This is a genomic window from Cellulophaga baltica (assembly GCF_018861125.1).
Lineage (GTDB): Bacteria > Bacteroidota > Bacteroidia > Flavobacteriales > Flavobacteriaceae > Cellulophaga > Cellulophaga baltica_A.
Genome location: NZ_JAHKQN010000020.1, coordinates 33,920 through 56,640 on the forward strand (window position 1 = coordinate 33,920; position 22,721 = coordinate 56,640).

At 31.3% G+C, this 22,721-nt stretch carries 23 protein-coding genes; 7 read left to right on the forward strand and 16 right to left on the reverse strand.

Translation table 11 applies throughout. The features are described 5' to 3' along the window. Positions 1-51 precede the first annotated feature (51 nt). From KO500_RS10440 to KO500_RS10460, 5 genes are all read right to left on the reverse strand, one after another. A complete protein-coding gene (locus KO500_RS10440) occupies positions 52-306 on the reverse strand; it encodes a hypothetical protein (protein ID WP_215956491.1) in 255 nt (84 codons plus the stop codon). A 173-nt stretch (positions 307-479) separates the two neighbouring features. Further along, positions 480-1,346, reverse strand: a complete 867-nt coding sequence (locus KO500_RS10445) for a hydroxymethylglutaryl-CoA lyase (protein ID WP_215956492.1) — start codon at positions 1,344-1,346, stop codon at positions 480-482. 30 nt (positions 1,347-1,376) lie between these two features. Next, entirely contained in the window at positions 1,377-2,003 is a 627-nt protein-coding gene (locus KO500_RS10450; protein ID WP_215956493.1) for a LysE family translocator, read from the reverse strand. Between the two features lie 22 nt (positions 2,004-2,025). Next, a complete protein-coding gene (locus tag KO500_RS10455; RefSeq protein WP_215956494.1) occupies positions 2,026-3,063 on the reverse strand; it encodes a quinone-dependent dihydroorotate dehydrogenase in 1,038 nt (345 codons plus the stop codon). 83 nt (positions 3,064-3,146) lie between these two features. After that, a complete protein-coding gene (locus tag KO500_RS10460; RefSeq protein ID WP_215956495.1) occupies positions 3,147-3,560 on the reverse strand; it encodes a hypothetical protein in 414 nt (137 codons plus the stop codon). Positions 3,561-3,701: 141 nt separating this feature from the next. Between KO500_RS10460 and pepT the strand changes: the two genes are divergently transcribed. Continuing rightward, positions 3,702-4,931, forward strand: a complete 1,230-nt coding sequence (gene pepT / locus KO500_RS10465) for a peptidase T (RefSeq protein ID WP_215956496.1) — start codon at positions 3,702-3,704, stop codon at positions 4,929-4,931. A gap of 68 nt (positions 4,932-4,999) precedes the next feature. Here the strand turns inward: pepT and yajC are convergent, their stop codons facing one another. Genes yajC through nusB form a run of 3 tightly spaced genes read right to left on the reverse strand, consistent with a single transcriptional unit; the run spans position 5,000 to position 6,774 of the window. After that, a complete protein-coding gene (yajC, locus tag KO500_RS10470) occupies positions 5,000-5,296 on the reverse strand; it encodes a preprotein translocase subunit YajC (RefSeq protein ID WP_215956497.1) in 297 nt (98 codons plus the stop codon). 4 nt (positions 5,297-5,300) lie between these two features. Further along, positions 5,301-5,777: a DUF1573 domain-containing protein gene (locus KO500_RS10475; RefSeq protein WP_215956498.1), complete on the reverse strand. Its 477-nt coding sequence runs from the start codon at positions 5,775-5,777 to the stop codon at positions 5,301-5,303. A 49-nt stretch (positions 5,778-5,826) separates the two neighbouring features. Further along, positions 5,827-6,774 carry a transcription antitermination factor NusB gene (gene nusB / locus KO500_RS10480; protein ID WP_215956499.1) on the reverse strand — a complete coding sequence of 316 codons (948 nt, stop codon included), beginning with the start codon at positions 6,772-6,774 and terminating at the stop codon, positions 5,827-5,829. A gap of 174 nt (positions 6,775-6,948) precedes the next feature. Between nusB and KO500_RS10485 the strand changes: the two genes are divergently transcribed. The 3 genes from KO500_RS10485 (at position 6,949) to KO500_RS10495 (ending at position 11,749) form a co-directional block, all read left to right on the forward strand. Further along, the gene (locus KO500_RS10485) at positions 6,949-8,703 is read left to right on the forward strand and encodes an ABC transporter ATP-binding protein (protein ID WP_215956500.1); all 1,755 of its coding nucleotides are present in this window, start codon (positions 6,949-6,951) and stop codon (positions 8,701-8,703) included. 74 nt (positions 8,704-8,777) lie between these two features. Further along, complete coding sequence (locus tag KO500_RS10490) at positions 8,778-9,143, forward strand: PUR family DNA/RNA-binding protein (protein ID WP_215956501.1); 366 nt, start codon at positions 8,778-8,780, stop codon at positions 9,141-9,143. An 86-nt stretch (positions 9,144-9,229) separates the two neighbouring features. Next, positions 9,230-11,749 carry a M14 family metallopeptidase gene (locus tag KO500_RS10495; RefSeq protein ID WP_215956502.1) on the forward strand — a complete coding sequence of 840 codons (2,520 nt, stop codon included), beginning with the start codon at positions 9,230-9,232 and terminating at the stop codon, positions 11,747-11,749. Positions 11,750-11,818: 69 nt separating this feature from the next. On the opposite strand, the gene KO500_RS10500 is transcribed toward KO500_RS10495, so the two are convergent. After that, positions 11,819-12,154, reverse strand: coding sequence for a tRNA-binding protein (locus tag KO500_RS10500; protein WP_215956503.1), 336 nt, complete (start codon positions 12,152-12,154; stop codon positions 11,819-11,821). Positions 12,155-12,172: 18 nt separating this feature from the next. After that, positions 12,173-12,715, reverse strand: a complete 543-nt coding sequence (locus KO500_RS10505) for a YfiT family bacillithiol transferase (RefSeq protein WP_215956504.1) — start codon at positions 12,713-12,715, stop codon at positions 12,173-12,175. 112 nt (positions 12,716-12,827) lie between these two features. Between KO500_RS10505 and KO500_RS10510 the strand changes: the two genes are divergently transcribed. Together KO500_RS10510 and KO500_RS10515 are read left to right on the forward strand one after the other, a co-directional pair. Continuing rightward, positions 12,828-13,466: a peroxiredoxin gene (locus KO500_RS10510; protein ID WP_215956505.1), complete on the forward strand. Its 639-nt coding sequence runs from the start codon at positions 12,828-12,830 to the stop codon at positions 13,464-13,466. A gap of 116 nt (positions 13,467-13,582) precedes the next feature. Beyond that, entirely contained in the window at positions 13,583-13,774 is a 192-nt protein-coding gene (locus tag KO500_RS10515; protein ID WP_215956506.1) for a cold-shock protein, read from the forward strand. Between the two features lie 362 nt (positions 13,775-14,136). Here KO500_RS10515 and KO500_RS10520 read toward each other — a convergent pair whose 3' ends face one another. From KO500_RS10520 to KO500_RS10535, 4 genes are all read right to left on the reverse strand, one after another. Beyond that, positions 14,137-15,069, reverse strand: a complete 933-nt coding sequence (locus tag KO500_RS10520) for a peptidylprolyl isomerase (RefSeq protein WP_215956507.1) — start codon at positions 15,067-15,069, stop codon at positions 14,137-14,139. A gap of 140 nt (positions 15,070-15,209) precedes the next feature. Continuing rightward, positions 15,210-17,258: a M13 family metallopeptidase gene (locus KO500_RS10525; RefSeq protein ID WP_215956508.1), complete on the reverse strand. Its 2,049-nt coding sequence runs from the start codon at positions 17,256-17,258 to the stop codon at positions 15,210-15,212. Positions 17,259-17,341: 83 nt separating this feature from the next. Then, on the reverse strand, positions 17,342-18,727 hold the full coding sequence (locus KO500_RS10530) for a M20/M25/M40 family metallo-hydrolase (RefSeq protein WP_215956509.1): 1,386 nt from the start codon (positions 18,725-18,727) through the stop codon (positions 17,342-17,344). After that, a complete protein-coding gene (locus KO500_RS10535) occupies positions 18,724-19,608 on the reverse strand; it encodes a PPK2 family polyphosphate kinase (RefSeq protein ID WP_215956510.1) in 885 nt (294 codons plus the stop codon). The genes KO500_RS10530 and KO500_RS10535 overlap by 4 nt, the downstream gene beginning before the upstream one ends. A gap of 313 nt (positions 19,609-19,921) precedes the next feature. Between KO500_RS10535 and KO500_RS10540 the strand changes: the two genes are divergently transcribed. Then, on the forward strand, positions 19,922-20,617 hold the full coding sequence (locus KO500_RS10540; RefSeq protein WP_215956511.1) for a hypothetical protein: 696 nt from the start codon (positions 19,922-19,924) through the stop codon (positions 20,615-20,617). A 5-nt stretch (positions 20,618-20,622) separates the two neighbouring features. Here the strand turns inward: KO500_RS10540 and KO500_RS10545 are convergent, their stop codons facing one another. Further along, a complete protein-coding gene (locus KO500_RS10545) occupies positions 20,623-21,786 on the reverse strand; it encodes a sigma-54-dependent transcriptional regulator (RefSeq protein ID WP_215956512.1) in 1,164 nt (387 codons plus the stop codon). A 48-nt stretch (positions 21,787-21,834) separates the two neighbouring features. Then, positions 21,835-22,719 (reverse strand): mechanosensitive ion channel family protein, encoded by an 885-nt coding sequence (locus KO500_RS10550; protein WP_215956513.1) that lies wholly within the window; start codon positions 22,717-22,719, stop codon positions 21,835-21,837. Positions 22,720-22,721: the final 2 nt, after the last annotated feature.

Below are 22,721 nucleotides of genomic sequence, written 5' to 3' on the forward strand. Positions count from 1 at the left end.
TAGCTGAAGAATTAACTTTCAAAAATCTATAAGACCTTTATATTTATTTAATTATGCCTGAGCTTGAGCGTTCATTGGTGCCCAGTGAGAACACAACATACCTGATGCAGCCTTTTGAGGATTAGCACAAGACGGACTATTAAATCTTGAACATGTTTCGCAATTTGGATCATTCTTTAATGCTACTTGCATCTCAAAACTATCACAAGTATAATGATCGTTAACTTTTACTTGGTGCGCGCTACAAAATTGTCCTTCAGTGATTTCTTGACAATTAACACAGCTATTTCCTATTCTTATTGACATAATTTTTATTTTTAAATTCATATTAAATCTACAAATAAATCATTACACAATAAAATGTAATGTGCTGTAAAACAAGTATTTATATTTAGACTATATTTAAATAAAAGGCTAAAAATCTTAAAAACAACAGTTTAAAAACTAACTAGAATTAATATAAATAATTTTGAAATTATTTAATGATAAAAATGGAACAATTCAGAGGCTTTGTTATATGCCGCTTCAAAAACCATCCAGTTAACATTACTGTTTGCTTTCACTGAAGTAAAATAAGAAAGCATTTTTTCTGTAGGCATATTACCTGTTAACTCATCTTTAGCCATTGGGCAACCACCAAAACCTTGTACTGCACCATCAAACCTTCGGCACCCTGCCTTATAAGCAGCATCAACTTTTTCATGCCATTTTGAAGGTGTAGTATGTAAATGCGCACCAAATTCAACATTAGGGTATTTAGGTATTAAATTTGAAAACAAATATTCAATCTCAGTTGGTGTGGATGTACCGACGGTATCAGATAAAGAAAGTATATTAGCTCCCATACCAGCTAATTTCTCTGTCCACTCCCCCACGATTTCAACATTCCAAGGATCGCCATAAGGATTACCAAAGCCCATAGATATATAGGTGACTACTTTTTTATTCGCTTTAGATGCTATTGCTAAAATTTCTTCTAGAATAATTACAGACTCATCAATAGTTTTATGCGTATTACGCATTTGAAAGTTTTCAGAAATTGAAAAAGGATAGCCCAAATAGTCTATTTTCTCTTGCTCTACAGCATCTTGAGCACCGCGAACATTAGCAACTATTGAAAGGAATTTACTTTTTGTTATTGAGGTATCAAGCAATGATAACACCTCAGCTGTGTCTGCCATTTGCGGTATCGCTTTTGGTGATACAAAACTACCAACATCTATAGTATCAAAACCACAGTTTAATAATGACTGAATGTATTTTACTTTTTCTTCCGTAGGAATAAAAGTTTTAATGCCTTGCATAGCATCTCTTGGGCATTCAATTATTTTAACTTCGTTTGACATTCGTGTTTTACAAGTGGTATAAAATTACTACTATTTATTTGAAAACAACAAGTAAAGTCCTATTCCTGTAAAAACCACTATTTGCAACCATTTTAAAAATACTCTAAAATTTTTATTCTCTTTTAAAAACTTAGCTAAACTACCCGACAAAAAAGCAATTAATGAAAACACCACAAAAGCTGTAATTATAAATATAAAACCCAATATGCCAAATTGAATAACAGTGCTTAAGCTATCACTGAAAAGGAATCCTGGAAAAAATGCAAGAAAAAATATAGCTACTTTAGGGTTCAGTAAATTCATTAAAAAACCTTGCTTATAAACTTTTAACAAGCTTTGTTTATTAACAAAACTCACTGTCATATCAATTTCTTCTGAACTTTTAAATACTTGGTAAGCTAGATAAAACAAATAAAATGCACCAAATAATTTGATTGTAAAAAATAAGATATTACTCTCCTTAATTAAAGCAGAAACTCCGAATGCTAATAAAGCTGTATGAACTAAACAACCTGAAATAAGGCCCAATGTAGTAACAACACCATACTTTTTACCATTTACAATACTTTGGGTAAGTACATAAATATTATCTGGCCCAGGAGCAAATGCCAACGCTATTGTTGCTACTATAAATGAATATAGAATTTCATAGTTCACGCCAATAGATTTTTAAATTACATTAAGACCTTTCTAATAAAGCTTTATTTATTTTTTTAACTAAAGCAGGTCCTTCGTAAATAAAACCTGTCCAAAGTTGTACTAAATCTGCACCTGCATCTAATTTTTCTAATGCATCTTCTGCTGTATTTATACCTCCAACACCTATAATTGGGAAAGCTTTATTACTCTTTTCCGATAAGAAACGGATAACTTCTGTACTTCTATTCTTCAAAGGCGCACCACTTAAACCTCCTTTTTCTTCTTGTAATAATTGGTGAGATTTTAAACCTTCTCTACTAATAGTTGTATTTGATGCTATAATACCTTCAATTTTAGTATCAGCAACAATCGTAATAATATCTAATAATTGATCATCAGTCAAATCTGGAGCAATTTTAAGCAGAATCGGCTTCTCTTTTACATTCTTTTTTATAGCCAGTTTTGTATTCTGTGCTTTTAACTTGTTCAACAGTTTAGTTAAAGGCTCTTTATCTTGCAACTCACGCAAACCCGGAGTATTTGGTGAACTTACATTAACTACAAAATAATCAACATGATCAAAAAGACTGTCAAAACAAATAGTATAATCTAGTATAGCTTTATCGTTTGGTGTTATTTTGTTTTTACCAATATTTCCTCCGATAATTACTCGGTGTTCTTTCTTTAATTGTTCAACAGCTTCTAAAACTCCAAGGTTATTAAAACCCATTCTGTTAATAATTGCCTTATCATCTTTTAGTCTGAATAATCTTTTTTTGGGATTTCCATCTTGAGGTTTAGGCGTAAGTGTACCTATCTCAATAAATCCGAAGCCAAAATCAGAAAGCTGATTATACAACTTAGCATTTTTATCAAAACCAGCCGCTAAACCTACCGGATTTTTAAAATCAATACCAAATAAATTACGTTCAAGCCTCTTATCTTCTACTAGATAAATTGATTTAAAAATCTTAGAGAACCCAATCTTATCCAAAAATTTAACCGCTCCAAAAATAAAATAATGGACTTTTTCTGGGTCAAATAAGAATAAAACTGGACGTAATAAGTATTTGTACATGATTTGGAAATTTCGTCAAAAATACAAACAACGCTTGTTATCTTTAATGTTTCCAAATAATTTTATTAACACAAAAGTTAACGTTACTTCTCTAAAGCTCTAATTGGTGATCTACCAGCAGTATTACACAATAAAACATAGCGTTCATATTGCTTTTCATTAAAGGTTGAAATCAATTTTTGGTCATATTTGATAGTAGCTTCAAACATTTTATTTTCAATAGCTTTATGTTTTTGACCTAATACTGTTAATTCTTCAGGTGTGCTTTGCGGATGATTTTCAAAAAGGTCTTTTTCTTCTTTTTCTAAAATTGTTAATTCCGCCTTTAAATCACTCTTTAATGTTTTTAAAGTTGTCAATTGCTCATCTTTCAATTGAAAATTTTCAATTATTTTATCAGAATTATTACTCCCAATATCTAAAATACATACTTGAGATTGAGCACTTAAAAACATAAATCCAAAAAAGGACAACAATAACGCTTGTTTAATAATCATAACAGTAACTTAATTTTTATAAAGATTGCACTATAGCAATAACGCAGTATTAAAAAAAAAGTATGTTTTACTACCAAGAATAGACAAATTTAAATTCATAAAACTAACTCCAAATTGTACTTTTATACAAAAAATGACAGCATGCAAGATATTATAGATAGATTTTTAAGCTACGTAAAAATTGATACGCAAAGCGATCCAACATCAAAAGCAACACCAAGTACTGAAAAACAATGGGATTTAGCACATAAACTTGTAAGTGATTTAAAGGATATTGGCATGCAAAATGTTACTATTGATGATAATGCCTATATTATGGCGACATTACCTAGCAATACTGACGCTAAAGATGTACCAGTAATTGGTTTTATTTCGCATTTTGATACTTCTCCTGACTTTTCTGGCTCAAATATAAATCCTCAAATTATCAAAAATTATGATGGAAAAGATATCATTTTAAATCAAGAGAAAAATATTATTCTATCTCCTGATTATTTTGATGATTTATTACAATATAAAGGCCAAACTATTATTACTACCGATGGTACAACTTTACTAGGTGCGGATGATAAAGCTGGCATTACAGAAATTATTTGCGCTATGGAGTATTTAATAAATCACCCGAAAATTAAACACGGAACCATTAAAGTAGGTTTTACTCCTGATGAAGAAATTGGTCGTGGCGCTCATAAATTTGATGTTGAAAAATTTGGCGCAGTATACGCCTACACTATGGATGGTAGCCAGATTGGAGAATTAGAATATGAAAATTTTAACGCTGCAGGCGCAACAGTTACTATCACAGGAAAAAGTGTGCACCCAGGTTACGCAAAAGGTAAAATGATAAATGCTGTTAGCATTGCGAATGAATTTATGTCACTTTTACCAGAAAATGAAGTACCGCAAAGAACAACGGGACGTGAAGGTTTTTTTCATATCCATCATATTTCTGGTGAAATTGAAAATGCAAAATTAGATTTGATTGTTAGAGATCATGACAGAGAAATATTTGAAGCTCGAAAAGAGTTATTATTAAAAATAGCAACTAAATTAAATAATACTTATGGTGAAGATTGTGTAGCGGTTACTATAAAAGATCAGTATTATAATATGAAAGAAAAAGTAGAACCTGTTTTTCATATTGTAGAAACTGCCAAAGAAGCTATGGAATCATTAAACATCACTCCTATTTTAAAACCGATTAGAGGTGGTACTGATGGGTCACAATTAAGTTTTATGGGTTTACCTTGCCCTAATATTTTTGCTGGCGGACATAATTTTCATGGCAAATATGAATATGTACCTGTAGAAAGTATAAAAAGTGCAATTGATGTTATTGTAAAAATATGTGAATTGACAGCTTTGAAATAACAGTTATTTAAAATAAAAAAGCACCGTAACGGTGCTTTTTTTTTATTTTGTGAAAAAGGAAAAGTATATTATTTCTTTTCAGTTACAGGGGCATTAAGCTTAGCACTCATTTCCATTGAAAGAGCTGAACGATCAAACTTAATTTTACCAGCCATAGTTTCAATAACAACAGACGCATCTTTGTCATTTAATTCTACAACCTTTCCGTGCATACCACTTTTAGTAACTACTTTATCTCCTCTTTTTAGTTCTTCCGAAAATTTCTTTTCTTGTTTTTGACGCTTTCTTTGAGGCATTAACATAAAAAAGTAAAAAACAGCAAAAATTGCTAAAATTGGAAGAAACTGTGTAATATTCTCTGACATAAAATTATGAATTTTTCAATGGCCCTACTGGCGCACTATCTTTAGGTGTAACAAATGCTTTAATTTTCAATTGCTCTGTACCTTTTGCTGTATTTGCTGATACTGTAATAACTTTAGTTACAGCATTTTTACCTGAACCGTTAAATTTAACTAACAGCTCACCAGTTTCACCTGGAGCGATTGGTCCTTCTGGTTTTTCAGGAACTGTACAACCACATGTACTTTTTGCATTTGTAATAATTAAAGGTGCATCACCAGTATTCGTAAATTTAAATACCGTTTCTTGTGGTGTACTTTGAATAATATTTCCGAAATCATGCTCAACTTTTTCAAAAGTCATAACAGGAAGTTTTTTAGCGGCATCATCTCTTTCTGCTGCTGCTTGTACGTTTGTAGTATTAACTTTGCTTTTAGCATCGTCTTTACATGAAACTAAAGCAATTAATAGTAATACGTTTAATGTGATAACTATTTTTCTCATAACAGTTTTTAAATTATTTTATTAAATTTTAGAGTAAATGTAACAATATTTACAATAAGCCTCTACCCATTTTATTGAGTTTGCCATTTTTTTGGTATTCTTTAACAAGTTTATCCAAAATTCCGTTTATGAAAGTGCTACTTTTTGGGGTACTATACTCCTTTGCTAGCTCTAAATACTCATTAATAGTAACTCTTTCAGGTATTGATGGGAAGTATAACAATTCTGCAATTGCCATTTTCAATAAAATACCATCAATATCTGCAATCCTATCTTTATCCCAGTTAGGTGTTTTGCCTTCAATTTCTGATATTAAAGATTCATTATTCAATAATGTTTTTGATAATAATCTTTTTGAAAACTCAATATCATCTTGGTCTTTTACCAATGGTGGTAAAAAGTACGATGCTACAGTATCGGGCTTTGCTTTTTTTAATAATTTTAAAATGAATGTATTTACTAATGGTATATCATCTACCCAGGTTAGTTTATCATCTTCAAAATAATCGTAGATTTTTTCGTTTGGTGCTATAATTGTTTTAAACACATCTAAAACAAACTGCTTATCTTCTTCAAAAGTAGAAGCGCCAGAGTCCATATACTTCATATACAAATCACTCGCGATAATTTCTTTATAAAGTAACTTAACATACTCTTCGTTTAAATACCAGTTTTCTAACTTACGTATTTTAAACTCTTCTATTAAAACCTCATTTTCAGAAATTAGTTTTAAAAATCTGTTTTTCACAAACTTTTTGTCATCTTCAAAACTCTTAGTAGAATTTTTAATGTATTTTTTTGATGACAATTCAACTTGTTCTTTAGTTAAATCATGAATTTCTTTTAAAAGACTCATCATCAACAAGTACAAATTGTACGTGTTTTCAATACTGAACTTTAAAAATTTTTGTTGTTTTTCTAAAGAATCATCTTTAGAACGGTTTAATGCATAGATACCTTGCATTACTTTTACGCGCACATGCCTTCTTGTAAGCATTTTTAAAGAACTTAATTGGTTAAACTTGAAGTTGCAAAAGTAGAACTATATTTTTAAAAGTATGTAATGCTTTGATTATATCTTATCAGTTTTATAACATTTAGGTTTCTATTAATAAATTATCTTTGCATGATAATTTATCAAACTCAACTATATTATTAGGTTAACCGCTATATGAAGGAATTAAAGTATATTAATAAATATTTAAAAAAATACGCTGTACAACTACTTCTTGGACTAACTATCACTGTCATTGCTCGAGTTTTTTCACTTTTCACCCCTTCGTTTGTAAAAAAATCTATTAAAGTTGTTGAAGATTATGGTAAAGATTTAATTTCAAAAGACGAAGCCAAAGAACTTTTATTAGAGAATATATTTATTATTTTAGGTACTGCAATTTTGGCCGCTCTTTTTACTTTTTTAATGCGCCAAACTATTATTAAAGTATCAAGATACATTGAATATGATTTAAAAAATGAGATTTTTGACCATTATCAGTTCTTAAGTTTAAACTTCTACAAAAAAAATAGAACTGGAGATTTAATGAACAGAATTAGTGAAGATGTTGGTCAAGTACGTATGTATTCAGGTCCGGCAATTATGTATGGTATGAATACCGTTACCATGTTTTCATGCATTGTCCCTCTAATGTTTTTAACAGCTCCTAAATTGGCTGCTTACACTTTAATACCACTACCTATTTTATCGGTTTTAATATATCAAATCAGTAAAGTAATACACAAGCGTAGTACTATCGTACAAGAATACTTATCTAAATTATCAACTTTTACCCAAGAATCTTTCTCAGGCATATCAGTAATTAAAGCTTACGGATTAGAAGATAATATTAATAAAGAGCTTGAAGAACTAGCCATTGAAGGTAAAATTAAAAGCATGAATTTAGCAAAAGTTAATGCTTGGTTCTTTCCTTTAATGATTTTACTTATTGGTATTAGCAACATATTTGTAATTTATATTGGTGGCCAACAATACATTAATGGCGAAATTGATTCTATTGGTGTTATCGCTGAATTTGTAATTTATGTAAATATGCTTACTTGGCCTGTTGCTGTCGTAGGTTGGCTAACATCAATTGTGCAACGTGCAGAAGCATCTCAAAAAAGAATAAATGAGTTTTTAGATGTGCAACCAGAAATTATTAATGAAGTAACTGAAAGTACACCTATAAATGGAAAAATTGAGTTTCGGAATGTTACGTTCACCTATGATGACACTGAAATTACTGCTCTTAAAAACATATCATTTACCATTGAAGCAGGTGAAACTGTTGCCTTTATAGGCAAAACAGGTTCTGGAAAATCTACCATTTTAGATCTTGTTGCTCGTTTGTATGATGTTACCTCTGGTGAAATTCTACTTGACGATGTTCCTATTAAAAAGTTGAATTTAAATAGTGTTCGTAATGAAATTGGCGCTGTACCACAAGATGCTTTTCTATTCTCTGACACTATAAAGAATAATATAAAGTTTGGTAAAAAAGATGCTACTGACGAAGAGGTCATTAATGTAGCCAAAAAAGCAGTAGTTCATAAAAACATTAAAGAATTTGCTAACAAATACGATACCATTTTAGGTGAAAGAGGTATTACACTTAGTGGTGGTCAAAAACAAAGAGTTTCGATTGCTCGTGCCCTATTAAAAGATCCTAAAATATACTTGTTTGATGATTGTTTATCTGCTGTTGATACTGAAACAGAAGAGAAAATATTAAACAATTTAAAGAATGCTTCTGAAAACAAAACCACATTGATTGTGAGCCACAGAGTTTCTTCCGCTAAAAATGCTGATAAGATTATCGTTTTAAAAGATGGTGATATTTTACAACAAGGCATTCACAATTCGTTAATAAATACCGATGGTTATTACAAAGAACTCTATAATAACCAACTTATTGACAAAGAAAACTAAAAAAAGTTGTCAGATTAGCTTTTTTTTTTCACTTTTGAAAGATACACTAATTATAACTATAGAATATTTTGCAAATGGGGGGAAAAGATTCAATAGAACAAGAGGAAATTTACTCTAAAGTTCTAAGAGCTGGAAGAAGAACTTATTTTTTTGATGTTAGAAGCACAAAGGCTGGTGATTACTACCTAACAGTAACTGAAAGTAAAAAGTTCACAAATGATGACGGATCATTTCATTACAAAAAGCACAAAATTTATCTTTACAAGGAAGATTTTTCTGCTTTTAAAGACAACTTAGATGACATGATGAATTACATTATTGATGAAAAAGGTGAAGAAGTGATATCGGAACGACACCAAAAAGACTTTAAAAAAGAGGATGAAGTTCAAAAAGTTGAAACTACAGAAAGTTTTACAAATGTAAGTTTTGACGATATATAACGTATTCTTTCTTAAATTATTTATAACGGCTCTTATTTTTAAGAGCCGTTTTTTATTTTTATAAAAAACTAATCTAAAACTCAAAAATGAAAAAACTGCTCTTACTCGCTCTTGTCTTAGTTACTATAACATTACAGGCGCAAGAAAACTTATCACTTAACTATTACCTACCTGATAATGTTAGTTACAATAAAAGCATTCCTACTCCTGCCTCAATTATTGGGCATGAGGTTGGTGAATGGCACGTAACACATGATAAATTAGTTTTTTACATGAAAGCTTTAGCAGCTTCAAGTGACCGGATTTCTATTGAGAATAGAGGAGAAACTTATGAAGGTAGGCCATTGTTATTACTAACTGTTAGTTCTCCTAACAACTTAAAAAATATAAATCAAATACAAAAAGAACATCTTGCTATTACAACTAATGAAGGCTACAGTAACGATGTTAATGACCTACCAATTGTAGTATATCAGGGTTTTTCAATTCATGGTAATGAAGCTAGCGGTTCAAATGCCGCTTTAGCTTACGCCTATTACCTAGCCGCTGTTGAAGGTCCTGAAATTGAAGACTTATTAGCTCATACAGTAATACTTTTAGACCCTTCATTTAATCCTGATGGTTTACAACGTTTTTCATACTGGGCAAACACAAACAAAAGCAACAATTTAAATGCTGACAATAACGATAGAGAATATCATGAAGTTTGGCCTGGTGGCAGAACTAATCACTATTGGTTTGATATGAACAGAGATTGGTTGCCCGTACAGTTACCTGAAAGTAGAGCAAGAATTACAACTTTTCATAAATGGATGCCTAATATTTTGACTGATCACCATGAAATGGGAACAAATTCTACCTTCTTTTTTCAACCAGGTGAACCAACAAGAGTACACCCTTTGACACCCAAAATAAATCAAGAATTAACTGGCGAAATAAGTACTTTTCACTCAAAAGCATTAGATAAAATTGGTTCACTTTATTTTTCCGAAGAGAATTATGACGATTATTATTATGGTAAAGGTTCAACTTTTCCTGATGTTAATGGTGGTATAGGTATTTTATTTGAACAGGCAAGTTCTCGTGGTCATATTCAAGAAAGTGACAATGGTATACTTACATTCCCTTTTACCATTCGCAATCAATTTACAACAGCTATATCAACAATTGAAGCTGCAAAAAACATGCGTGTAAAATTATTACAATATCAGCAAAATTTTTTTAAAGATGCAGCTATTGAAAATTCTAAAAATAAAACAAAAGCAATCATTTTTGGAGACTCTAAAGATGCTGCTAAAGCATGGCACTTGGCAGAGATATTACAACGTCAGAAAATTAAATTTCAAAAATTAAATAAAGATGTTGTTATAAACGGTAAGTCTTTTAAAAAAGAAACTAGTTACGTAATACCTAGCAATCAAAGAAACAGTCGTTTGGTTAAAGCAATGTTTGAAAAAAGAACTACGTTCACTGACAGTCTTTTTTATGACATTTCAGGCTGGACATTTCCTTTGGCTTTTAATTTAGATTATACTGAAGTTAACTCGTTATCAAATGCTGGTGATGAAGTAACAGATTTACAGCCTTTGACTGGGAGCATTGAAACTAAAACTAATTATGCTTATTTATTTGAGTGGAATGAGTATTATACACCCAAAGCATTAAATAAAATATTAAATAAAGGCATTAGAGCTAAAGTTGGCGAAAAGCCTTTTACTGTTGGGGGTAGAACTTTTGATTACGGAACTATTATGATTCCAGTACAAAACCAAAACTTAAGTACAGACGAGCTTTATACTTTTTTAACCGAAGTTGCCAAAGAAAATCATATTATTATTTCTTCCGTAGGAACTGGTCATACATTAGGTATTGATTTAGGAAGTGGAAAGTTTAACACTATAAAAAAACAAAAAGTTGCAGTTATTGTTGGTAATGGAATTACATCGTATGATGCTGGAGAGGTTTGGCATTTATTTGACCAACGTTATGACATTAACATTACCAAGCTTGATACAGATTATTTTAGCAGAGCAGATTTAAGTAGATATACGGCAATAATCATCCCAAATTCAAGAAAAGCTTTTGATAAATCCGAAACTGAAAAACTTAGAGAATGGGTAAAAGATGGTGGTACCGTAATTGGGTACAGAAGTACTACTGAATGGCTTTCGAAAAATGAGTTTATTGATTTAAAATTCAAGAAAGATACGTTGATAGCGAAAGATATTAGCTATGAGCAAAAAAGACAATTTTCGGGTGCTCAAGTTACTGGCGGTGCTATTTTTGAAACTAAAATAGATAGATCTCACCCAATTTCATACGGTTACAAAAATAATATGTTACCCTTTTTTAGAAACACTAACGTTTATATTGAGCCGAATAAAGAAAGTTATAACAACCCTATTCAATATACTAACAATCCTTTGTTAAGCGGTTACATTTCTGAAGAAAAAATCAAATTACTTAAAAATAGTGTGCCTTTTCAAACACAACATTTAGGTAAAGGAAGAGTCGTTGTTTTTACAGACAATACAAACTTTAGAGGTTTTTGGTTTGGTACCAATAAATTATTAATGAACGCAATTTTCTTTAGCGACCTCTTATAATCATTTACAAAATTATAATTACAATAAACGGTTCTTTTATCAAGAGCCGTTTGTTGTATAATACTACCTTTAAGATACTTTGAGTCCGTTTTTTACTTTTAAGCCCGGATGCAGTAAAGTAACATCTTTACCCTCAACAGCACCCATCACCAAACATTCACTCATAAAGTTTGCTATTTGTTTTTTCGGGAAGTTTACAACCGCCATTATTTGCCTATTCAATAAATCTTCTTTTTTATAAAGCGTAGTTATTTGAGCAGAAGTCTTCTTCACCCCTATTTCATCTCCAAAATCAATTTCTAATTTATAAGCAGGGTTTCGTGCTTCTGGAAAATCATTCACGCTTATTATTGTACCTATTCTAATATCAACTTTTACAAAATCGGACCAACTAATTGTTTCCATAATTTTTTTATATAACTATTACCAATTATTACGTGCTACGATGCCTTTTAAATGTGCTACATGATGATTACTATGCCAAGCATATCTACCAATATTTTCAGCAACAGTAACCTTTTCATTACTTTCAGGATGTATATAATATTTTTTTAAATCTGTTTTAGATAAACCCTTTAATAAATATACTAGCTTGGCGTGCAAAGCTTTCAAATAATCTAACGATAACTGTATTGGAGCCGTTTTAGCATCGAATAGTTCACTCCAATCTTTTTCTTCATACGCTTTAATTATTGGACCATCTTCAGTTAGCGCCCATTTAAAACGCGTGTAACAGTGATGATGACTATCTGCAAAATGATGCACTAATTGACGAATAGTCCAACCCCCTGGCCTATATGGTGTTTCTAATTGTTTAGCAGAAAGTGTTCCTATAGTTTCAAAAACACTTTGAGGCAACATTTCTAAAGCTGCAATCCAAATTTTAATTTGCTCTTCAGTTATAACGTCTGGGCATTTAAATTCACCTATTGGATATTTTAATTTTTCTAAAGCTAAATCTTTCATCTCTTAAAAATAGTAAATTTTAATACATTTTTAACCTCAATTTGATGGAATAACCTTTTTAATCTACTAATTTTATAGGATAATATAATTTTTAACTTAAAAAACATATACAATGCCAACATTAAGATTAGGAGATGCTGCTCCAGATTTTACAGCAGATAGCTCAATGGGGATGATTAACCTGTATGATTATTTAGGTGATGGCTGGGGAATTTTATTTTCACACCCTGCAGATTTCACACCTGTTTGTACGACAGAGTTAGGTACAGCTGCAAAATTTAAAGATGAGTTTGATAAAAGAAATGTAAAAATGCTTGCACTTAGTGTTGATGGTGCCGCATCACATAAAGAGTGGATTAAAGATATTAACGAAGTTCAAAAAACCGAAGTTAATTTCCCAATCATTGCAGATGAAGATAAAAAAGTATCTGATTTGTATGACATGATTCACCCAAATGCAGATAGCACGTTAACAGTACGTTCAGTATTTATTATTGCTCCAGATAAAACTATTAAGTTAATGATTACTTACCCGGCATCAACAGGGCGTAACTTTAATGAACTTTTACGTGTAATAGATTCTTTACAGTTAACAGCATACCATAAAGTAGCTACACCAGCAAACTGGAAAAATGGCGAAGATGTTGTAATTAGCCCTGCTATTGCTACAGATGATGCTAAAAAAATATTTACAAAAGGGGTTGAAGAAATTAAACCATACCTACGTATGACACCGCAACCTAATTTGTAAAGTGTAATCTATTGTAAATTAATGGTTAACAAATTAAATATAACATTCAAAAAAAGACTGCGTTAAATATTAATACACTACCTTTGTGACTTAATTAATTTTTTTAATATTTTATAATGAATAAAGGAACAGTAAAATTCTTCAATGATTCTAAAGGTTTTGGATTTATCACTGAAGAGGGCTCAAGCGAAGATCACTTTGTACACATCTCTGGTTTAATAGATGAAATTCGTGAAGGTGATGTTGTAGAATTTGAATTACAACAAGGTAAAAAAGGATTGAACGCAGTAAACGTTAAAGTACTTTAATACATACGTAACAATTTTTTTGAAAAAAATTAAAAGCTCAACCGCCCGGTTGGGCTTTTTTATTACACTAAACTTTAAGAAAGTACTTATCTTAAATAAATATTAAAAAAAATTACACAATAACGCAACCATTTTAGAGTTATAACATCTATATAGAAAAGCTAGTTACTCCTATTTTTATAACAAAACTAATAACTCACTCATTATGGGCACATTTTTTCAGATTTTCGGATTGTTACTTTTCATTAATCTTGCATTACTTGTATTTAGCGTAAATCAAAATAAAACAAAGTCTAAAAAATAAAAAAAGGAGCTTCAATTTACATTGAAGCTCCTTTTTTATAAATTATTTTGAGATAGTTTTAGCTAACCTTCATTAACTCTACATCAAAAATTAATGTTGCATCTGGTGGAATTACACCTCCTGCACCTGCACTACCGTAAGCTAAATTAGAAGGTATTACAAACCTTGCCTTATCACCTACGCTTAATAAACAAATACCTTCATCCCATCCCGGGATTACTTGACCAACACCAACTTGAAAATCTATTGGCTCTTTTCTTTTGTAAGAAGAATCAAAAACAGTTCCATCAATTAACGAACCTTCATAATGAACAGAAACTTGCATACCAGCTTCCGCTTTTTGACCATTACCTTTTTGTACTATTTTATAGCGTAAACCACTTTCAGTTTCGTCAAAACCTGCTGCAACTTTATCTAATTCCGCGGCTTGCTTTGCTTTTTCTTCTGCTAATCTCTTTTCTCTTGAACCTTCAAATGTTCTAAAAGCTTCAACTGCATTCCACGCTTCAGCATCAGCACCAACGCGTACAATTTCTAAAGAATCTATTTTATCTCCTTGCGCAATGGCATCAACAACATCTTGTCCTTCTGCAACTTTACCAAAAACAGTATGTTTGTTATCTAACCATGGTGTAGCTACATGTGTAATAAAAAATTGACTGCCATTAGTTCCAGGACCTGCGTTTGCCATAGAAAGAACACCAGGACCATCATGTTTTAAATCTGTGTGAAACTCATCATCAAATTTATAACCTGCATCACCAGTACCTGTACCTTGAGGGCAACCACCTTGTACCATAAAATCAGGTATTACACGGTGAAATTTTAAACCATCATAATAAGGTGTTCCTTGTGGTTTTACTTTATTTTCTAAGTTACCTTCTGCTAATGCAACAAAATTACCTACTGTACCAGGCGTTTTGTCATGCGTAAGTTCAACTAGTATTTCTCCTTTTGAAGTATTGAATTTTGCGTAGATTCCGTCTTTCATTTTACTTTATTTTTTGTTGCGCAAATGTACTACTTTGTTTTGGCTTAGAAAACACCTGATACTTTTAACCTCCAAGTATTTATAATAAAAAAAGGGAATCAATTTTTGATCCCCTTTTACTAATATTTAATATATTAGAATTACCAAATTCTTACTCTAGCTTCTGGTGCTAAATACATTGAGTCTCCTTTTTGGATATCAAAAGCTTCATAAAAAGCATCAACATTTTGCAATGGTTGTGTAGCTCTATATCTACCAGGAGAATGTGGATCAGTTTTTACTTGCGTACGCAATGCATCTTCTCTTGATAAAGTACGCCAAACAGTTGCCCAAGACATAAAAAAGCGTTGCTCTGCTGTAAAACCATCAATTGGATCTGGCTTATCATTGTCTTTAAAATATTGCTGTAAGCCATCATATGCCCCTAAAACACCACCTAGATCTCCAATATTTTCGCCTAATGTAAATTTACCATTTACAAACACACTATCTAGCACTTCAATTTTATCATATTGGTCAGATAAAGCTCCACTACGTTCTGTAAATTTAGCTAAATCTTCTTCTGTCCACCAATTTACAAGATTTCCATTAGCATCAAAACGAGAACCACTATCATCAAAAGCATGAGAAATTTCATGTCCTATAACAGCACCTATACCTCCATAGTTAACTGCGTCATCAGCTAAATAATCATAAAAAGGTGGCTGTAATATTGCTGCTGGAAATACAATCTCATTATTTAATGGATTAAAATATGCATTTACCGTTTGTGGAGACATTCCCCACTCAGTACGATCAACTAGCTCTCCAATTTTTTCTAAATCTTTAGCCTTATTCCACTTTTGCACTGCTAATATATTATCAAAATAACTATTGTTTTCTGTAACTTCTAAAGAAACATAATCTTCCCACTTGTCAGGATATCCTATTTTAACAGTAAACTTGTCTAACTTTTCTACAGCTTTAACTTTGGTTGAGTCACTCATCCAATCTAAAACTTTAATTCTATTTTGAAATGCAGAAATAATATTTTTAATCATTATTTCTGCTTTTTCTTTGGCTTCTGGCGGAAACATTTCATCTACATACAATTTACCTAATGCTTCACCTACAGTACCATTTACAGTTGCTAATGCTCTTTCATCTGCTGGTCTTTGTTTTTTATCTCCTCTTAAATACTTACTATAAAAATCCCAATCTGCAGTTTCAATTTCAGTTGTCAACCTACCAGTGACATTATTAAAAGTAGTCCACTCAACTAACTTTTTTATATCTTCAAAAGAGGTTTTATTTAAAAAATCATTTAATTCTTGCACATACTTAGGTTGTGTAACTATTAACGTATCAACATTTTTAGTAACCCCCATATCTTCCATCATTTTAGAAAGATCAATTGCCGGAATAAGATTTTGTGCCTGTTGTATTGTTTTAGGATTATTCAAATTTCTAGCATCACGCCTTGCTACTTTGTCTAATTTAGGTGTCGCCAACGTTGTCTCCATTGCAAGGATTTTAGTTGCAATTTTCTTTGATTCTGCTTCATTTTCACCTATATACTTTAACATTCTTGTTATATGTTCTACATATTTTTCTCTTATTTCTTTAGATTTTTCATCTTGATCTAAATAATAATCACGATCGGGTAAACCAAGTCTATTATCTCTTAAATAAACGGCATTCATTTTACTATTAGCTAGGTTAGCACGAATATTAATTCCTAAAAATGGTGCACTTACAGCAGGATTAGTAACTATTAATGTTTGTAATTCAGAAATATTTTTTGTTTGATTAATTGCTTTAATTGCAGGTAATATAGGTGTAACTCCTAATTGATTTCTTTTAACTGTATCTAACTTAGATTCAAACAAATACAATGCTTTAGCCTGATCTGTAGAAGCTGCATATTTTCCACTTTTTTCGGCTTTATCTATTATTTTTAAAACATCTGCATCGGTTGATTTTCTTAATACACTAAATCCTCCCCAAGTAGATCTATCATCAGGAATTTCAGTGTTTTTTAACCAGCTTCCGTTCACATATTTATAAAAATTATTCTTTGGACTTACTGTGGTATCCATATTTTCCAAAATAATACCTCTAGATGGTTCTTTTGATGTTTCTGTTTTTTCGTTTTTACAAGAATAAAACATACTAATGCCTACAATTGCAATAATAAACTTGTTTTTCATTTGTTGATGTTTTTAAGTATAATTATTAGTCAAGACCAAGATACAGCAAATTGCCAATTTATATTTACAAACAGTTTACGTATTTAATTTTCTTCAATACCATAGTTATCAAACAAATACACCAAACTTGCCATTGTAGCTGCTCCTAATTGAAGTTCACGCTTATTCACATGCTCAAAAGTATCATTTGCCGCATGATGGTGATCAAAATAGCGTTGAGAATCTGGCCTTAAACCCGCTAAAACCATTTTATCATTATTTAAAGGTCTAATATCAGCACCACTAAAACCTCTATCAAAAAGATGAATTAAATAAGGTTCAAAAAGTGATTTCCAACTTTGCACTTTTTCAAAATTAGCATCGGTACAATTAAACGTAAAACCACGTGGAGAAAAACCACCAGCATCACTTTCTAATGCAAAAATGTGTTTCTCATTTTTATTCTTTGCTACCTCTGCATATTTATTTCCTCCTCGTAAACCATTTTCTTCATTCATAAACAGAACTACTCTAAGTGTCCTTTTTGGCTTATAACCAGTCTCTTTTAGTAAGCGAAGCACCTCCATACTTTGTACACAACCTACTCCATCGTCATGTGAACCATCACCTAAATCCCAAGAATCTAAATGCCCACCTACAACTATAATTTCATCTGGGTTTGTAGTTCCTTTTATCTCTCCTATCACATTGTAAGATTGCACATCATTATACTGCTGGCAATTTTGTTTAAAATAGAATTTTATATCAGGATTTAAACTTAAAGAAATACTCAATAAATCTGCCGCATTAGTACTAATTGCTGCTGCTGGAATTCTATCTTTTACAGGAGTATCACCATAGCTCATTGAGCCTGTATGCGGAAAATCATCTTGCCTAAGATTCATTGAACGAACAATTACACCTACTGCACCATATTTAGCTGCTTCTGCTGCACCAGAATATCGTTGGTCTACACAACCAGAATATGCGGTAAACGTAGTAATTTCCGTAGCATCCATCGGTCTGTTAAAAAAAACAATATTACCTTCTAATCGTTGTTTCCCTAAAATGGCTAAATCATCTAAGCTTTTAACTTCAACAACTTTAGTTTTTATGCCTATTGATGGTGTACTAACAGACCCTCCTAATGCACAAATTGGAACATTAGTAGTAATTCCTGGTTCTGTTTCAAAATAAGCAAACTCAGGTAAACCACGTGTCCATTTTGGCACCATTACAGGTTGCAACCACACGCGATCAAGCCCTACTAAGGTTTCTAGTTGACTTTTTGTATAATCTACAGCTTGTTGTGCTTGCACTGATCCTGAAAGGCGACCTCCAATTTGGTTTGATAAATGGTTTAACCAATCATACCCTTTACCATTTGTAAGTGCTGTATCATAAATAGATTTTAATTGAGCTTCATCAGTATTCTGTGAAATAGCAGATGATATTATAAAAAAAGTAACTAAGCTTAATAATCTTTTCATTCTTGTTCGGTTTCTAATTGTTTTTTATAATCCTCTAAATTAGCTTTTATTTTATCGTTCAGCTCTGGTTCCTTAATATCTTTATACTTTTTTAACTCTTTTAATAAAATTTGTGCTACAATCACGCGAGCTGCTTTTTTATTGTCTGCCGGTATTACAAACCAAGGTGCATTTTTTTTTGAAGTTTTATTAATTGCTTCTTCATAACATTCTTGATACTTATCCCAAAGTTTACGTTCTTTTAAATCGCCTGGAGAAAATTTCCAGTTTTTCTCTTTTAATGCCAACCTACGCAAAAGTCTTTGGCGCTGTTCTTCTTTTGACAGATGTAAAAAGAATTTAAATACTATAGTACCATTTGCGGTTATATGCTTCTCAAAATTATTGATTTGTTCAAATCTACTTTCCCAAAACTTTTCATCTAAATCTTTAACGGAATGAATACCCGGAATATGCTCACTCAGAACATATTCTGGGTGAACCCTTGTTACCAAAACATTTTCATAATGAGTTCTATTAAACACCCCTACTTTACCTTTTGCTGGTAACGAAATATAATGACGCCATAAATAGTCATGTTTTTTTTCTAATTCTGTTGGCACCTTAAAGCTATGCACCACCACACCTCTAGCATTAAAATCTTTAAAAACCTCACGAATCAAACTATCTTTACCAGAAGTATCCATACCCTGTAAGCATAATAAAACACTATACTTACCATGTGCATACATTGTGTCTTGAAATTCACCTAGTTCACGTCGTATTTTTTTTAATACTTTTTTAAGCTTATCATCATCTGTGTCAAAATCTTCAAAAGTATTTATCGCCTTTAAATCAACCGGTTTGATTACCTTATATGTATCTGTATTTATTTTCTTCATCTCATGAAGATAATTTTTTTTAGAAAATAAAACTAAAAGTATACCTAAATGCTTATAAAATGTTAATTAGGGTTTCTATAACTCTTATTAAAAATAGCTATTGTAATTTTGAAAAAGTGTGAAATCACGACTTATCTGTTTTTTGTATATTTAGATTAAATAGCTTTTGATCAAATAAAGCAAAACCTCATACTCACAAACCTGAGTTAAACTAACAACCAAGCAGTTTATCGAATAAAAAAATAAGTTTAAAACTCGCTATCTATATTTGTGGTGTAACACCCCAAATGTTATTAAACTCAATTCTTAACCTATGAAAAACAAAATCCTCCTACTTTGTTTATCGCTTTTATTTTTTTTAACATCTTTTTCTTCGGAAAAAGCATGTGAATATGTAGGTTCAAATATTGAGTATATTACTTCACAGACGCAAAAAGCACTACTAGAAACTGACTTAAATAAAACAAAATATCAGACCTACAAAGCTATTAATGCCATTGAAAAAACAAAAAAACAATTGAATGACTGTGGCTGTAGCGAGGCTTCTAAAAGCTTATTTAAAGGTTTAGAAAATTTAGTAAAAGCTACCAGAACATCAACAATAAGTGCTGCTCATGTATTATTAAACAGGGTTTTAGAAAACACATCAACAAGTTTAGAGTCATTAAACAAACACCATTTACACCAAAGCAAGTATCAAAATGATGTTTTAACTTTAAATACCACAGAGCCTGCCGAAAAAACGCCCAGCCTTTATTCTAAAATGCCTAGCGAAAGAGAAATGCATCAAAAAATTGATATTTCTCTTAAAAAATTTAAAAATTCATTAGACGAGGTTATTAAAGTTCTTGATTGTTCTAATGCCAAGGGATATATGGTAAAACTTGAAAACGAGTGCCAAGATCAATTATTAAGACAAGACCTTACTGACAGTAAAAGATATTACAATTTAAGAACTAAAGAAATAGTAACTGATGCGCTTAAAAAATTACCTGAATGCAATAATTAAACTATTTACTTACTAGCAAATAGTTTAACATCATCTACATCTACTTCAGGTTTTCCTAGAATTATAAGTCTTTCAACTACGTTTCGTAGTTCGCGAATATTACCTGTCCAGTCGTACTCTTTTAGTAATGCAATAGCTTTATCACTAAATATCTTTGGTACTGAGCCCTGTTCTGAAGCTATTTTTTTTGCAAAATGCTTGATTAGTAACGGAATATCATCACGCCTATCGTTTAAAGCAGGAACTTTAACTAAAATTACAGCAAGTCTGTGGTATAAATCTTCTCTAAAACGACCTTCTTCAATTTCTAATTTTAAATCTTTGTTAGTTGCCGCTACTACTCTAACATTTACTTTTATATCCTTATCTGTACCAACTCTTGAAATTTTACTTTCTTGCAAAGCCCTTAATACTTTTGCTTGAGCAGATAAACTCATATCTCCTATTTCATCTAAAAAAATGGTTCCGTTATTAGCTGCTTCAAACTTACCTGCTCTATCTTTTACAGCTGAAGTAAATGCACCTTTAACATGTCCAAACAATTCGCTCTCTATAAGTTCAGACGGAATTGCCGCACAGTTAACTTCTATAAATGTACCGCTACTACGTTGGCTTTTTTCATGAATCCAATGAGCCACTAACTCCTTACCTGTACCATTCGGACCTGTAATTAGTACACGAGCATCAGTTGGGGCAACCTTCTCAATCATCTCTTTTATAGATGATATAGCATCACTCTCACCAATCATTTGGTAATTTTTACTTACCTTTTTCTTCAGAATTTTATTTTCAACAACCAATTCTTTTTTATCTAAAGCATTACGAACAGTTGTCAATAATCTATTTAAATCTGGTGGTTTAGAGATATAATCAAAAGCTCCTAAACGCATTGTATTTACGGCAGTATCTAAATCTCCATGACCAGATATCATAACAAATGGAATTTCTGGTTTTATCTTTTTACACGCTTCTAACACTTCAACACCATCCATTTTTGGCATTTTAATATCACAAATAACTAAGTCGTAATCCTCTTTTTTTAAAATCTCAATACCTTTTAAACCATCTTCAGCTTCATCAACAGAATAGGTGTCATTTTCTTCTGAAAGTATTTTTACTAAAACTCTTCTAATTGCTGCTTCGTCTTCTATAACTAGTATTCTTGGCATATTTTTTATTTTAAATTTCAGATACTTAACAGTATAAATGAAATGTGTTTAACTTCTTTTTATATAAACATCGCGTTGTGGAAATGGTATGCTTATATTGTTTTCTCTAAACTTGGCATCAATTTTATACCTAATAGCACTTTTTATTCTTGGGTCAGAAAAACTATCACTTATATAAAAATTGACTGCAAAAATTAAAGCTGAATCTCCAAAATCTTCAAAAATTACAAATGGTTTAGGATTCTTTAAAACTCCCTTTTCACCAATTACAGCTTCTATAAGAAGTTTAGTGACCAAATCCACATCACTACCATATGCTACACCTAAGCGCACTGTTTCACGAGTTGATTTATGGTTTTGAGTGTAATTGTAAATAGTTTCACTAATAAACTTATGGTTTGGAATAATTACAACCTTATCATCTCTAGTAATACATCGCGTTGTCCTCAATTTTATTTCAAAAACCTTACCAACTTTTCCGTTTATTTCAACAATATCACCTACACTTAATGATTTATCTACAATTATAAAAATACCTCCAATAATATCTTGAAAAAGTTCTTGTAACGCAAGTCCTAAACCAACAAAAAGTGCTGCTGATGCTGTTAGTAAAATAGATATATTAATACCCGCCGCACTCATGGTTACTACAATAACCACCAAATAAACTACATACCTAATAAACTTAAAAACACTTATAAATTTTAGTTTATCATCATTTTGCATGTTACGCGTGAAAAGAACACGCAACCATTTGAGCACAAAACTGGTAAATAAAAAAGCTACAAAAAGAAGTAATATAAGACCAATGGTAATGTGAATTTCTTTTTCACCCTTACCGAAATGAACGCCTATTTCAAGAAAATTTTTAATAGACCCCCAAATATCATTTTCTATGATCTCTTTTACTGTTTCGGCGTTATTTTGTTGCATTA